General features: G+C 72.2%; 15 protein-coding genes. 7 read left to right on the top strand and 8 right to left on the bottom strand.

What is annotated here, in order from left to right; genetic code table 11:
* Positions 1 to 29: 29 nt before the first annotated feature.
* On the top strand, positions 30 to 971 hold the full coding sequence (locus tag BLT76_RS20625; protein ID WP_090860185.1) for a LysR family transcriptional regulator: 942 nt from the start codon (positions 30 to 32) through the stop codon (positions 969 to 971).
* A 359-nt stretch (positions 972 to 1,330) separates the two neighbouring features.
* Here the strand turns inward: BLT76_RS20625 and glnA are convergent, their stop codons facing one another.
* A complete protein-coding gene (glnA, locus tag BLT76_RS20615; protein ID WP_090860183.1) occupies positions 1,331 to 2,758 on the bottom strand; it encodes a type I glutamate--ammonia ligase in 1,428 nt (475 codons plus the stop codon).
* 190 nt (positions 2,759 to 2,948) lie between these two features.
* Here glnA and BLT76_RS20610 point away from each other — a divergent pair, with 190 nt between their 5' ends.
* Entirely contained in the window at positions 2,949 to 3,356 is a 408-nt protein-coding gene (locus BLT76_RS20610) for an RDD family protein (RefSeq protein WP_244509504.1), read from the top strand.
* A gap of 98 nt (positions 3,357 to 3,454) precedes the next feature.
* Positions 3,455 to 4,360 (top strand): SCO4651 family lipoprotein, encoded by a 906-nt coding sequence (locus tag BLT76_RS20605; RefSeq protein WP_090860181.1) that lies wholly within the window; start codon positions 3,455 to 3,457, stop codon positions 4,358 to 4,360.
* Between the two features lie 4 nt (positions 4,361 to 4,364).
* Here the strand turns inward: BLT76_RS20605 and BLT76_RS20600 are convergent, their stop codons facing one another.
* Complete coding sequence (locus tag BLT76_RS20600) at positions 4,365 to 5,072, bottom strand: DUF4191 domain-containing protein (protein ID WP_090860180.1); 708 nt, start codon at positions 5,070 to 5,072, stop codon at positions 4,365 to 4,367.
* Between the two features lie 36 nt (positions 5,073 to 5,108).
* Positions 5,109 to 6,065: a lipoyl synthase gene (lipA, locus tag BLT76_RS20595; protein WP_090860214.1), complete on the bottom strand. Its 957-nt coding sequence runs from the start codon at positions 6,063 to 6,065 to the stop codon at positions 5,109 to 5,111.
* A gap of 84 nt (positions 6,066 to 6,149) precedes the next feature.
* On the opposite strand from lipA, the gene BLT76_RS20590 reads away from it, so the two are divergent.
* The 3 genes from BLT76_RS20590 to BLT76_RS20580 are packed head-to-tail and all read left to right on the top strand — an operon-like array spanning position 6,150 to position 7,732.
* A complete protein-coding gene (locus BLT76_RS20590; RefSeq protein ID WP_090860179.1) occupies positions 6,150 to 6,533 on the top strand; it encodes an ArsR/SmtB family transcription factor in 384 nt (127 codons plus the stop codon).
* A complete protein-coding gene (locus BLT76_RS20585; protein ID WP_090860178.1) occupies positions 6,530 to 7,027 on the top strand; it encodes an SRPBCC family protein in 498 nt (165 codons plus the stop codon). Before BLT76_RS20590 ends, BLT76_RS20585 begins: the two co-directional genes overlap by 4 nt.
* 60 nt (positions 7,028 to 7,087) lie before the next feature.
* Positions 7,088 to 7,732, top strand: a complete 645-nt coding sequence (locus BLT76_RS20580; RefSeq protein WP_139175729.1) for a collagen-like triple helix repeat-containing protein — start codon at positions 7,088 to 7,090, stop codon at positions 7,730 to 7,732.
* A gap of 4 nt (positions 7,733 to 7,736) precedes the next feature.
* Here the strand turns inward: BLT76_RS20580 and BLT76_RS20575 are convergent, their stop codons facing one another.
* From BLT76_RS20575 to BLT76_RS20560, 4 genes are all read right to left on the bottom strand, one after another.
* Positions 7,737 to 8,687 (bottom strand): hypothetical protein, encoded by a 951-nt coding sequence (locus tag BLT76_RS20575; RefSeq protein WP_090860176.1) that lies wholly within the window; start codon positions 8,685 to 8,687, stop codon positions 7,737 to 7,739.
* Positions 8,684 to 9,622: an ABC transporter ATP-binding protein gene (locus tag BLT76_RS20570; protein ID WP_090860175.1), complete on the bottom strand. Its 939-nt coding sequence runs from the start codon at positions 9,620 to 9,622 to the stop codon at positions 8,684 to 8,686. Before BLT76_RS20570 ends, BLT76_RS20575 begins: the two co-directional genes overlap by 4 nt.
* A gap of 100 nt (positions 9,623 to 9,722) precedes the next feature.
* Positions 9,723 to 10,436 (bottom strand): lipoyl(octanoyl) transferase LipB, encoded by a 714-nt coding sequence (lipB, locus tag BLT76_RS20565; RefSeq protein ID WP_090860174.1) that lies wholly within the window; start codon positions 10,434 to 10,436, stop codon positions 9,723 to 9,725.
* Positions 10,433 to 11,320, bottom strand: coding sequence for an alpha/beta hydrolase (locus BLT76_RS20560; RefSeq protein ID WP_090860173.1), 888 nt, complete (start codon positions 11,318 to 11,320; stop codon positions 10,433 to 10,435). The genes lipB and BLT76_RS20560 overlap by 4 nt, the downstream gene beginning before the upstream one ends.
* An 81-nt stretch (positions 11,321 to 11,401) precedes the next feature.
* Between BLT76_RS20560 and BLT76_RS20555 the strand changes: the two genes are divergently transcribed.
* Positions 11,402 to 11,920 carry a hypothetical protein gene (locus BLT76_RS20555; RefSeq protein WP_090860172.1) on the top strand — a complete coding sequence of 173 codons (519 nt, stop codon included), beginning with the start codon at positions 11,402 to 11,404 and terminating at the stop codon, positions 11,918 to 11,920.
* Here BLT76_RS20555 and BLT76_RS20550 read toward each other — a convergent pair.
* Entirely contained in the window at positions 11,901 to 12,800 is a 900-nt protein-coding gene (locus tag BLT76_RS20550) for a TIGR01777 family oxidoreductase (RefSeq protein WP_170867178.1), read from the bottom strand. The two genes, BLT76_RS20555 and BLT76_RS20550, sit on opposite strands and share 20 nt — an antisense overlap.
* Positions 12,801 to 12,819 lie beyond the last annotated feature (19 nt).

Below are 12,819 nucleotides of genomic sequence, written 5' to 3'. Positions count from 1 at the left end.
CGAGACCTGGAGCGCCCGCACGGGCACGCATGGACTGGAACCTCATCCCGACCCTGGAGGCGCTGCTCACCGAGCGCAGCGTCAGCGGTGCGGCACGCCGCCTCGGACTCAGTCAGCCGGCCGTCAGCCACGCACTCGCCCGCCTGCGGCGACAGTTCAACGACGAGCTCCTCGTCCGCCAAGGCTCGGCGAACGTGCTGACCCCCTTCGCGGAGCAGCTCGCCAGCTCGACCCGGGACGCCGTCGATGCGCTCGCGACCGTCGCCGCGTCCTCCAGCGAGTTCGACCCCACCACCAGCTCCCGGACCTTCACCCTCGCCGCCAGCGACTACGCCCAGGCCGTCCTGGGAAACGGTCTGCTGGCCGCCATCCACGCGACGGCGCCGCGGGCGACGGTGTCGTTCGTGGCCCCGTTCAGCGACCTGTTCGCGACCAACGAGGCCATCATCGACAGCACCGACGGCTGGTTCGCGCCCCGGGAGATGCTGCCGGGGCGCCCCCACGGCGGCTCGGTCACCGACAAGTGGGTCTGCGTCGTCGCGTCCGACCACCCCACGGTCGGCTCGACCCTGACCCTGGACGACGTCCGGACCAACCCCTGGGTCGCCCCCACCATCCGCGGGAACCCGTTGCGGCTCCACCTGGACGGACTCGCCGCGCACGGCATCGAACCGACCATCGAGACCACCACCGAGACCTTCACCGCGGTCCCGTTCCTCGTCGCCGGCAGCCGACGGATCGGGATCCTGCAGCAGTCGCTCGCCGAGCTCCTGGCCCCGTCCGCCGCCGTACGGATCCTCGAGTGCCCGTGGCCGGTCCAGCCCCTGCAGCTCACCTTCTGGTGGAGCAGCAAGCGGGAGAGCGACCCGGGGCACGCCTGGCTCCGCACCCTCGTGACCGGCTACCTCGACGCGCTCGACTCGCCAGACGCAGTCGGTGTTCCCGAGCAAGCCCCGCGACCCGCCGACTAGCAGCCCGGAAGTCCGCGCAGCCCGAGGACCGCTCGCCCGAGAACCCCACCCCTCCCTCGTTCACGGCGAGCGGTGCTGACGCGCAGGACCACCCTGGAAGAGGAGACAGCTGTGGCCACCGAGCCCACCCAGAAGCGCGACGGCCAGCCGCCGACGGACGCCCCAGCAACGTTCCGGTCCCTGGCGTCGACCTGCACGGCGAGTGAGGTCCGTGCCTGGGCGCTCGCCCACGACATGGCCGTCGCGAGGACCGGTGGACTTCCGCGCTACGTCTACGACCTCTACCTCGCCGCGCATGACAGAGGCCCTCGCTCCGCCGCAGGTATGCGGCAGGGCGAGGGCCTCGATCAAGGCTGCGACTAGATGTCGTAGTACAGCTCGAACTCGTGCGGGTGCGGCCGCAGCTGCACGGGCGCGATCTCCTGGGTGCGCTTGAAGTCGATCCAGGTCTCGATCAGGTCAGGCGTGAACACGTTGCCCTGGGTCAGGTACTCGTGGTCGGCCTCGAGGGCGTCGAGGACGGCGCCCAGGGAGGTCGGGACCTGGTCGATCTCGGCCATCTCGTCCGGCGGGAGCTCGTAGATGTCCTTGTCGATCGGGGCGGCGGGCTCCGTCTTGTTCTTGACGCCGTCGAGGCCGGCGAGCATCAGGGCCGCGAAGGCGAGGTAGGGGTTCGCCGACGGGTCCGGGAAGCGGGTCTCGACGCGCTTGGCCTTCGGGTTGGAGCCCGTGATCGGGATCCGGACCGAGGCGGAGCGGTTGCGCGAGGAGTAGACGAGCGAGATCGGCGCCTCGAAGCCCGGCACCAGACGGTGGTAGGAGTTCACCGTCGGGTTGGTGAAGGCCAGCAGCGACGGGGCGTGCTTCAGGATGCCGCCGATGTAGTGGCGGGCGGTCTCGGAGAGGCCGCCGTACCCGGTCTCGTCGTAGAACAGCGGCTCGCCGCCCTTCCACAGCGACTGGTGCACGTGCATGCCCGAGCCGTTGTCGCCGAAGATGGGCTTCGGCATGAAGGTGACCGACTTGCCCTGCTCCCAGGCGGTGTTCTTGATGATGTACTTGAACTTCATCACGTCGTCCGCGGCCTTGAGCAGCGTGTCGAAGCGGTAGTTGATCTCCGCCTGGCCGGCGGTGCCGACCTCGTGGTGGGCCCGCTCGACGAGGAGGCCGGACGCCTCCAGGTTCTTGACCATGTCGGCGCGCAGGTCGCTGTAGTGGTCGTACGGCTCGACGGGGAAGTAGCCGCCCTTGAGGCGGGTCTTGTAGCCGAGGTTGGCCTCGGTGTCCGACTCCTTGCCGGAGTTCCACCAGCCCTCGACGGAGTCGATGTGGTAGTAGCCCTCGTTGACGCCGGTGGAGTAGCGGACGTTGTCGAAGATGTAGAACTCGGCCTCGGGGGCGAAGAACGCCGTGTCCGCGATGCCGGTGGTCTCCAGGTAGGCCAGCGCCTTGCGCGCGATGTTGCGCGGGTCGCGGGAGTAGGCCTCGCCCGTGATCGGGTCGTGGATGAAGAAGTTCAGGTTCAGCGTCTTCGACTTGCGGAACGGGTCGATGTACGCCGTGGTCGGGTCCGGGAACAGCGACATGTCGGACTCGTTGATCGCCTGGAAGCCGCGGATCGACGAACCGTCGAAGCCCAGCCCGTCGTCGAAGACCGACTGGTCGAAGGACGAGACCGGCACGGTGAAGTGCTGCATGACACCCGGCAGGTCGCAGAAGCGGACGTCGACCATCTCGACGCCCTCGTCCTTGATGTACTTGAGCAGCTCCTCGCTGTTCTGGAACATTCATCCTCCTTGGCTGCGGCGGAGGGGCCCCAGCCGGCAAAGTCAGCGGTGGAGGCCGGTGCCACGATGCGCCGGCCGGTGCGACGAACCTAACGCAGCGGTCATGTCGGGGCCATTGCCGGGTTGTTTCACCCAGGTAACAGGTATGCCGGACCAAGCGCGGCCGGAGGGCCCCACTACCCTGATCGGCGTGACGTCGCCGACCTTCGAGACCGCCAGTTGGGCGCGCCGCGTGGTGGCCCTGCTCGTCGACTGGCTCGCGTCGACGCTGGTCGTCATCCTGATCATCCAGGACGCCTACTTCGAGACCGGCAGCCGCGGCTCGTTCCTCGTCCTCGGGGTGTACGTCGTCGAGTCCGCGCTGCTGACCGCGCTCGTCGGGGGCTCCTTCGGCAAGCTGGCCACCCGGCTGCGCGTCGTACGCGTGGACGGCGACCCGCGGCCGATCGGGCTGCTCCAGGCCCTGATGCGGTCGGTGCTGATCGCCCTGGTGATCCCGCCGCTGGTCTACCGTCCGGACGGCCGCGGCCTGCACGACATCCTGGCCGGCTCGGCCACCGTCGACCTGCAGACCTGGCGCCGACTCGCCGGCCGGTGAGAGTGCTCCTCAACCAGGACGCCCCGACCGGTTTCGGTCCCCCCTCCGCCGGTCATCCTCCGGCTACCTCCCCGGCTACTCCCGTCGAAAGGACGCCCGTGTCGCGTCGTACCCTCCCCGCCCGGCGGCTCGCCGCTGCCGCGGTCCTCCCGCTCGCCCTCACCACCCTGGCCGCCTGCTCGGACGGCGACCCCGGTCCGGGGGTGGTCAGCGACAGTGCCGGCGTCTCGGTGCCGGACCTGCCCGACGAGAGCGCGGAGGCGCCGGAGGTGCCCGAGCTGGGGGAGCCGGCCGACGACGTCGTGGACGGCGCGGCCGAGGGCGACGAGATCGAGCCGGCCGAGTTCGTGAGGCTGTTCGAGGACGCCTTCGCCGGCGGGACCTCGCGGATGTCGATGGCGATGTCCCTCGCGACGGGGGAGATGAGCGCCGAGGGCGTGGCCGACTACTCCACCAACCCCGCCGAGATGGCGCTGACCATGAAGGGCGCCGGGATGCCGGCGGCCGGCGTGGAGATGCGCATCGTCGACGGCGCGATGTTCATGAAGATCCCCGGCATGGGCGCCGACGACAAGTTCTTCACCATCGACCTCAGCGACCCCGACAACCCGTTGGGCCAGTCGCTGACCGGCCAGCTCGACCCGAAGGCCATGTTCGAGAGCTTCGGCGAGGCCCTGGAGTCGGTGGTCTACGAGGGCGAGGAGGACGTCGACGGAGACGCCGCCGACGCGTACGCCGTGACCGTGGACGCGGCCAAGGTCCTGGAGAGCCAGGGCCTGCCGTCCGGCGCACCGGGCACCGAGTCGATGGCCCCGACCATCACCTACCGGATGCTCTTCGCCACCGACGACGGGTCGTTCCGCCGGATGTCGGTCGACCTCGGGGAGAGCCTCGGCTCGGTCACCATGGACTTCAGCGACTGGGGTCAGGACGTCGACATCGAGGCGCCGCCGGCCGACCAGGTGACGGAGTTCCCGGGCGCCGGCGGCGTCGCCGCCGGCTGATCCGTCAGCGGCCGCGCAGGTTGCCGCGCATGCCCTTCATGCTGGTCGGCACCGGGCCCTTCGGCAGCGGGATGGTGCCGCGGCGGGCGTCGATCGCCTTCAGGCGGTTGAGGATGTCGGTGATCTCGGGGCCCTTGACCTGACGGCCGAGCTTCTGGACGTGCCGCACCAGCTTGGGCAGCGGCACCTCGCCCTCGCCGCGACCGCAGACGATGTCGTGGATCGGCGCGTCGACGACGACCCGCTCGTGCTTGCGGCGCTCGGCGGTGAGGAGCTGCCGGACCCGGGTGGGGTTGCCCTCACCGATCAGGACGATGCCGGGAGGGCCGACCAGACGGTGCACGACGTCCTGCTGGCGGTTGAACGCGATTGCGGGCTCGGTGACCCAGCCGCGGCGAAGCATCCGGAGGGCGGCCGCGGCCGCGCCGGGCTGACCCTCCATCTGGGAGTACGCCGAGTTCTGGGCGCGCCGGCCGAACAGGATCATCGTGGCCAGCAGGCCGAGCAGCAGCGCGCCGACGATCGACATGATCCAGGCGATGACCCCGGAGCCCGGCAGCAGCCAGAAGATCGCGAAGCCCAGGGCCCCGGCGACCAGGAAGGTGCCGAGCAGCACCAGGCCGATGCGCGGGTCGGTCTTCTTGGTGAGACGGTAGGTCTCGACGAACTGCTGCCGCCGGCTCATGTCGGCGGCGGGGTTCGGGTTGGCCATGCGGTGCTGCTGCCTATCTGCTGGGCGGGGCGGGTCTCAGGCGGTCGCGCCGGAGCGCGCCTCGATGGCCTGACGGTACAGCCGTCCGGCGCGGTACGACGAACGCACGAGCGGGCCGGACAGCGCGCCGGCGAAGCCGATCTCCGTCGCCTCGGCCTGCAGCTCCACGAACTCCTGCGGCTTGACCCAGCGCTCGACCGGGTGGTGCCGCACCGAGGGGCGGAGGTACTGGGTGATCGTGATCAGGTCGCAGCCCGCCTCGTGCAGGTCGCGCAGCGCCTGCGAGACCTCCTCGCGGGTCTCGCCCATGCCCAGGATCAGGTTGGACTTGGTCACCAGCCCGAACGCGCGGGCCTGGGTGATCACGTCGAGGGAGCGCTCGTAGCGGAAGGCCGGGCGGATCCGCTTGAAGATCCGCGGCACCGTCTCGACGTTGTGGGCGAGCACCTCGGGCCGCGACTCGAAGACCTCGGCCAGCAGGTCGGGCTTGCCGTTGAAGTCGGGGATCAGGTTCTCGACGCCGGTGCCGGGGTTGAGCTCGTGGATCGCACGGACCGTCTCGGCGTACAGCCAGGCACCGCCGTCGGCCAGGTCGTCGCGGGCGACGCCGGTGATGGTGGCGTACTTCAGCTCCATCTTCTGCACGGACTCGGCGACCCGCCGGGGCTCGTCGCGGTCGAGCGGCTGCGGCTTGCCGGTGTCGATCTGGCAGAAGTCACAGCGCCGCGTGCACTGGTCGCCGCCGATGAGGAAGGTCGCCTCGCGGTCCTCCCAGCACTCGAAGATGTTGGGGCAGCCGGCCTCCTGGCAGACCGTGTGCAGTCCCTCGGACTTCACCAGGCCCATCAGCTCGGTGTACTCCGGGCCCATCTTGGCGCGGGTCTTGATCCACTCCGGCTTGCGCTCGATCGGGGTCTCGGCGTTGCGGACCTCGAGGCGCAAGAGCTTGCGACCCTGGGCGAGACCGTCGGAGGAGGCGGGAGCTTGCGTCACGTTCACCAACTGTACGCCGGGGGTCGCGGCCGTCCGGAGTCGGGAAGGTCGACGCATTGGTAACCAATGAGTTACCTTTCGTACGTGGACGTCTTCGCCGCCCTGGCCGACCCGGTACGCCGGTCCCTGCTCGCGCGGCTGGCGGCTGGTCCGGCGCGGGTCGTCGACCTCGCGGCGTCGTACGACGTCTCCCGCCCGGCGGTCAGCAAGCACCTGCGGGTGCTGAGCGAGGCCGGCCTGGTCGCCGCGACCGAACGAGGCCGGGAGCGGCACTACGCGCTGCGGCCGGAGTCGCTGGCGCCGGTGCGCGAGCTGCTCCGGGCACTGACGCCGGGACCGCTGACCGCGAACGCCCTGGACGCCCTCGACACCGAGGTCCGCCGTACCGTCCGCGAGCGCCGCGCGAACCCCGCCCGGCGCCCCACCCAGATCGCCACCCAGATCCCCACCCAGGAGGAGAGCGCATGACCCGCACGCCGACCGGCCGCATCGAGCACGAGGGCGGCCGTCCCCGGCTGGTGATCACCCGGACCTTCGCCGCGCCGATCGAGGACGTGTGGGCCGCGGTGACCGAGCCCGGTCGACTGGAGCGCTGGATCGGCACCTTCACGGGCGACCCGGCCTCCGGCGTCGTCGCGTTCCGGATGACGGCGGAGGGCGAGGACGCCACCGCGGACGACGTGGAGATCCGGGAGTGTGACCCGCCGCGCACGCTGCGCGTCTCGACCCACGGCGAGTACGCCTGGTCGCTCGACCTCGAGCTCGCGGAGGCGGACGGGGTCACCACGCTGACTTTCAGCCAGCCGGGGATCGATCCCGCTCAGGCCGGGAGCGTCGGTCCCGGCTGGGAGTACTACCTCGACCGCCTGGTCGCCGCCGAGACCGGCGGCGACATCGCCGAGATCGACTTCGACCGTGACTACTACCCGGCGATGGAGGAGCACTACCGCGCGCAGGCCTGAGATTCTCTGGCCCGTTCGGGCCATCCCGTTCCCGGACCGGAACTCCCTATCTTCGCGGGCATGAGAACGCTGATGGGCTTCGTCCGCACCAACGCCGTCGCCTTCCTGGCGCTGTTCGTCGCGCTGGGCGGGACGTCGTACGCCGCCGTGCAGCTGCCCAAGAACTCGGTGACCTCCCAGCAGGTGAAGAACGGGTCGCTGCTGAGGAAGGACTTCAAGACCGGCCAGGTCCCCGCCGGGGCGCGCGGCCCGCAGGGCCTCCGGGGCGTCCCCGGCGCGGCCGGAGCACCGGGCGAGCCCGGCCTCCCGGGTCTGCAGGGTGAGCCCGGACGGTCCGCGCTGACCACCCTCGAGGCCGGCGAGACGGTGCGGGGATACGTCGGTGGCGACTTCCACACGCCGGCCGCGGGGAGCGACTGGCGGGCGGTCGCCAGCTTCCCGATCCCGGGCAGCTCGGCGCCAGGGACCGTCTACATCGACGGGGTGACGCCGGGGGAGACGTGCGCGGGCACCGCCCTGGTGCCGACCGCGCCGGTCGACACGCTGTGCGTCTACCCGCAGGGGGCCGCGAACCCGTTCCTGGGAGGGGCGAGCCACACCGCGTTCGCCCCGACCAAGTTCGGGTTCTACGTCACCTGGTCACCCACGAGCGTCGGGGACACCTACTTCTCGGGGACCTACGCCTACACGCAGGCGGCGCTCTGAGCCGTCACGGGACGTCGCGGCGCCCGAAGGAGATCACCGAGGCGACGGCGGTGCCGACGACCAGGACGCCGTAGTAGACGACACCGTGCAGGGCCGAGAGCTTCCGTTCGGTGTCGTAGTCCCAGTACGTCGTCCCGTTCTTGACGATCGCCTCCAGGTTGGGACCGGGCTGCCACTGGCCGTCCAGCCCGAGCAGGGCGATCAGCAGCCCACCGCCGACCGACAGTGCGAACAGCACGCCGATCGTCGCGACCGTGCTGCGGAACAGCATGGTCAGGGCGAAGCCCGCGAGGGCCGCCGCCGTGGCGAAGAGGGCGCCGCGCAGCCCGAACTCCAGGCAGTCGCCGAGCAGGTCGCTGCTGGACCCCAGGTCGCGCGAGCGGGCGACGAGCCAGAGGGTCAGCCAGTACGCCGAGGACACCACCACGGAGACGACAAGCGAGACCAGGGTGACCACCAGGGCCTTGGCCGCCCAGATCCGCCCGCGGCGCGGCTCGAAGAGCAGCTGGTTGCTCATCGAGCCGCTGACCCAGTCGTGGCCGACGAAGGTCGTGCCGGCAAGCATCAGCAGCAGGGTCAGCACCGTGACGACGCCGAGCCCGTCGCCGTACTGCAGCTGCTCACGCAGGTCGAGGGGCGTGTAGCTGCCGAACCACTCGGGCTGGGGGAGCGTCGACTCCTCGCACTGGGTCTGGAGGTCGGTCGTGGACTGGTCGAAGCCCCAGTTCTCGGGGTGGTCCAGGCAGTCCTGGAGCTGCTCCTGAACCACGGGCGACTCCCGCTCCTGCGCGACGAGCTCGTCGATGCGGGTGAGCTCGTCGGCCGACGGTGGCCGGGTGTCCCAGATCATCGCGACCGCGATGACGGCCGGGACCACGACCGAGGCGACGAGCAGCAGCAGGACGGCCCGGCGCCAGCGCAGCCGGGTCAGCTCGACGCGGATCAGCGACCTCATCGGACCTCCTCCTGCCCGGACGTGCCGAGGTTGTCCCCGGCCGTGAGCTGGAGGAAGAACGTCTCGAGGTCGGGCCGCAGCGGGGTCAGCTCGGAGAGCCAGATCCCGGCTCCCGCCAGGGTCCGGGTGATCGCGGCGGGGTCGTCGGTCTCGACCCGCAGGCCGCCCGCCGGGTCGGACGCGCTCACCAGCCCGGCCGCGGTGAGCGCGGAGGCGGCGGCCTCGGCGTCCGGGACGGCGACGCGGTACGACGTCCCGTCGCCCAGCAGCTCGTCGACGGTGCCCGAGGCCAGCAGCCGGCCGTTGCCGATGATCGTCGCGGAGGTGCAGACCTGCTGCACCTCGGCCAGGATGTGCGAGCTCAGCAGCACCGTCACGCCGGACTCGCCCAGGGTGCGGATGGTGTCGCGGATCTCGCGGATGCCGGCCGGGTCGAGGCCGTTGGTCGGCTCGTCGAGGATCAGCAGGCTCGGCTCCTTCAGCAGCGTGGCCGCGATGGCGAGGCGCTGCTTCATGCCGAGCGAGTAGGACTTGTAGCGGTCACGGTCGCGACCGGTCAGCCCGACGGTCTCGACGGCCGTCGAGACCCGGCTGTCGGGGACGCCGATCGAGCGCGCGAGCAGCTGGAGGTTCTGGCGGCCGGAGAAGTTCGGCGAGAACTTCGGCGACTCCACCACCGCGCCGACCCGGCCGATCACGTCCGGGAGCTGCTGGGGGACCGGCTGGCCGAAGAGCCGCATCTCGCCCCGCGTCGCCCGGGCCAGGCCGAGCAGCATCCGGATGGTCGTGGTCTTGCCCGAGCCGTTCGGCCCGAGGAACCCGTGCACCCCGCCGGCCGGCACGGCCAGGTCGAGGCTCTGCACGGCCACGCGCTTGCTCCTGCGGGAGATGAACTCCTTGCGGAGTCCCGAGGTCTCGATCACCAGGTCCGTCACGCGCTGCCCTTCGTCGGCGTCGACCGGCGGTCGTCCGGTCGAAGGTCAGACGATGTAACCAGGCCGATCGGTTGCGTCCCGGCCGGACGCGCCCACCGGTCTAGCGCGGGGACGGCGTCAACAGCTCGATCCGCGGACCCTTCGCGGGGTCGGGTCGCGGGTCGTAGTCCGGCGTCGCGTCGTACGGCGCCCACGCGAGCAGCTCGGCCACGTGGCGTCGTACGGACGGGACGACCTCGGCGACCGTGACGTCGCGGCCGAGCTCGGCCGAGAGCGAGGTGACCCCGGCGTCGTCGATGCTGCAGGGCACGAACCGGTCGAACCAGGAGAGGTCGACGTCGCAGTTGAGGGAGAAGCCGTGCATGGTCACGCCGCGGCTGACCCGGATGCCCAGCGCGGCGATCTTCCTCTCGGGGCCGCGGTCGTCGGCCCGCAGCCACACGCCGCTGCGTCCCGGGACCCGGGCGGTGGTGACACCGAGGTCGGCGCAGACCGCGATCAGCGCCTCCTCGACCCGGCGCACGTAGTCGACGACCAGGACGTGGTCGGGCAGCGCGACGATCGGGTAGCCGACCAGCTGACCGGGGCCGTGGAAGGTGATGGTGCCGCCGCGGTCGACGTCGACGACGGGCGCGCCGTGGGGGTCGAGCGGCCGGTCGTGCGGCTGGGTGCGCTTCCCGGCCGTGAAGACGGGCGGGTGCTCCAGCAGCAGCACCGTGTCGGGCTGCTCGCCGTCGGCGACCCGAGCGTGCACCTCGCGCTGCAGGTCCCAGGCGGCGAGGTAGTCGACGAGACCGGCGTCCTCGAAGTTCACCCCTCGAGCGTACGCCCGAGGAAGTCCAGCTGGTCCGGCAGGACCCGGCGCCAGTAGCCGCCGTCGTGGGCCCCCGGCTCGAAGCTGGCGGTCACGTCGGCGTCGTCCGGGAAGCCCGCGGCGTACTCCTCGGTGGCGCGGTAGAACGGATCGCCCGTCCCGCAGTCGAGACGCACCGGGATCCCGGTCAGGTCGGCCTGGCGGCCGATCACGGAGTAGCGCTCGTACTCCTCGGCGTCGGCGAAGCCGGTCCCGGACGCGTCGTCGGCGTCGGTCCACAGCGCGGGGCTCGCCGCGGCCACGCCGGTGACCCCCGCGGGCCCGAGGAGCCCGGCGAGCCGCAGGACGCCGTACCCGCCCATCGACCAGCCGAGCAGCCCGATCCGCTCGGTCCCGACGTCCTGGCCGGCGAGGATCGGGAGCAGCTCGTCGACGACCATCGCCGACGTGTCGTCACCGGACGCCCGGGGGTGCCAGTAGTCGCGGCCCCCGTCCACCGTCGCGACGGCGTACGGCGTGCCGCCCTCCTCGACGTGCGCGGTGAGGTACTGGGACAGGCCGAGCTCGCGGGAGGGCTGCGCGTGGTCGCCGCCGAGGGGGTGCAGGGCGACCACCAGCGGCAGGGGGCCGTCGACGCCGGCGGGCCGCAGCAGGGACCAGGAGGTGGAGGCACCGCCGCGGTGCGTCGACCGGAACGAGCCGACGGTGGGCGGGACGATCTCGGCGTCCGGCACCACGCCGGGCTCGCCGTTGAGCCCCAGGTGGGCCTGGGCCCAGACCCGGCCCGGAAGGACCCCCTGGTGCACGCCGGTCGCCCCGGCCGCGACGACGACCGTGGCGGTGCCGCCACCGAGCAGGACGGCGCGGCGGGAGAGGCGGGGCACGGCGGAAGTGTGGCAGGACGGTCGGCCGCACCTGTGGAGGAGCGGTCGCGGGTCGCCCGCGTCGCCGATAGGAACGGACGCATGACCGCGCCGCGCCTGCTGCTCCTCGTCCTGGCCGTGCTCTCAGCCGCGGTGGTCGGTGCGTCGGCCCTCGCGGTCGTCGACGCACGACGGCCCGCCCCGCGGGTGGCAGCGGCCGTTCCCGAGCCGGCCGAGCCACGAACCGCCGCGGTCGTGGTGCTGGCCGACTGGGACCGTCGCCGCGCCGCGGCCTGGGCGGCCGGGGACCCCGACGGGCTGGCGGAGCTTTACGCGCCAGGCAGCCGGGCCGGGCGCGCGGACGTCGCGATGCTGCGTCGGTGGACGGCGCGCGGGGTGCGGGTCACCGGTCTGCGGATGCAGGTGCTGGACGTGCGGGCCGCGGCGCCCGGCGGCGGTCGCTGGGAGCTGCGGGTCACCGACCGGCTGGCCGGTGGGCAGGCGGTCGGTCGTCGTACCCGGGCGGCGCTGCCGCGGGACGGCTGGAGCACCCGCCGGATCGTGCTGGAGCAGGTCGCCGGGGTGTGGCGGGTCGCCGAGGTCAGCCCAGCCCGGCCCTGAGCACTGCTTCGACATCGCGGTGCTCGAACGAGTAGCCGGCCGCCTCGAGCGCGGCGGGGCGCACGTTGAGCGAGCCCAGCAGCTCCGGGCCCATCGGGCCGGCCGCGAGGCCCAGCAGCGGTCCGGGCACGGCCGCGAACGCGGGCCGGTGCACGAGCCGGGCCAGGGTGCGGGTGAACTCCGCGTTGGTCGGCGTCTCCGGGCAGCAGAGGTTGACCGGACCGGCCAGCGTCGCGTGCTCGGCGGCGTGCACGACGCCGCCGACCCAGTCGGCCAGCGACACCATCGCCATGTGCTGCTTGCCCGAGCCCAGCCGGCCGCCCAGACCGGCCTTGAACACGAGCGAGAGCTGCTTCAGCGGGGCGCTGCGCCGGTCCATCACCGGGGCGGTGCGGAGCACGACCAGGCGGGCGCCGGCCTCCGCGGCCGGCTCGGCCGCCGCCTGCCACTCGCGGGTGACCTGGGTCAGCAGCGCCTGCCCCCGGCTGTCGGAGGCCTCGGTGAGGACGGCGTCGCCGTGGTCGCCGTAGTAGGAGATCCCGTTCCCCGCCAGGTACGACGCCCGCCCGCCGGCCGCGGCGACGGCCTCGGCCAGGACCCGGGTGGTCGTCACCCGGCTCTCCCGCAGCTCGCGGGCCCACCGCTCGGAGTGCGGGTTGCCCAGGGTCGGCGTCCCGGCCAGGTTGACCACCACATCGGCGGCCTCGAGGAGCGCGCGGTCGTAGCGGCCGGCGTACGGGTCCCAGGTGGACTCGCCCGGGCCGGAGGCGGCCCGTCGTACGAGGGTGGTGACGGTGTGCCCGCGGCCGCGCAGGGCCTCGGTGAGGTGCTGGCCCAGGAAGCCCGAGGCCCCGGCGATGACGATGGTCTGCGACGGCATGCGTCCAGGTTCGCACCAC

It is taken from the genome of Nocardioides lianchengensis, from assembly GCF_900101465.1.
GTDB lineage: Bacteria > Actinomycetota > Actinomycetes > Propionibacteriales > Nocardioidaceae > Nocardioides > Nocardioides lianchengensis.
Note: the sequence above shows the minus strand (reverse complement) of the source record. Positions and strands in the feature narration are given on the sequence as shown.

What these genes read in the sequence shown, in the direction of transcription:
- BLT76_RS20575 (WP_090860176.1), bottom strand. Translation starts at nt 8,687, where the DNA reads ATGAGGTCGCTGATCCGCGTCGAGCTGACCCGGCTGCGCTGGCGCCGG.
- BLT76_RS20550 (WP_170867178.1), bottom strand. Translation starts at nt 12,800, where the DNA reads ATGCCGTCGCAGACCATCGTCATCGCCGGGGCCTCGGGCTTCCTGGGC.
- BLT76_RS20625 (WP_090860185.1), top strand. Translation starts at nt 30, where the DNA reads ATGGACTGGAACCTCATCCCGACCCTGGAGGCGCTGCTCACCGAGCGC.
- glnA (WP_090860183.1), bottom strand. Translation starts at nt 2,758, where the DNA reads ATGTTCCAGAACAGCGAGGAGCTGCTCAAGTACATCAAGGACGAGGGC.
- BLT76_RS20600 (WP_090860180.1), bottom strand. Translation starts at nt 5,072, where the DNA reads ATGGCCAACCCGAACCCCGCCGCCGACATGAGCCGGCGGCAGCAGTTC.
- BLT76_RS20585 (WP_090860178.1), top strand. Translation starts at nt 6,530, where the DNA reads ATGACCCGCACGCCGACCGGCCGCATCGAGCACGAGGGCGGCCGTCCC.
- BLT76_RS20580 (WP_139175729.1), top strand. Translation starts at nt 7,088, where the DNA reads ATGAGAACGCTGATGGGCTTCGTCCGCACCAACGCCGTCGCCTTCCTG.
- BLT76_RS20555 (WP_090860172.1), top strand. Translation starts at nt 11,402, where the DNA reads ATGACCGCGCCGCGCCTGCTGCTCCTCGTCCTGGCCGTGCTCTCAGCC.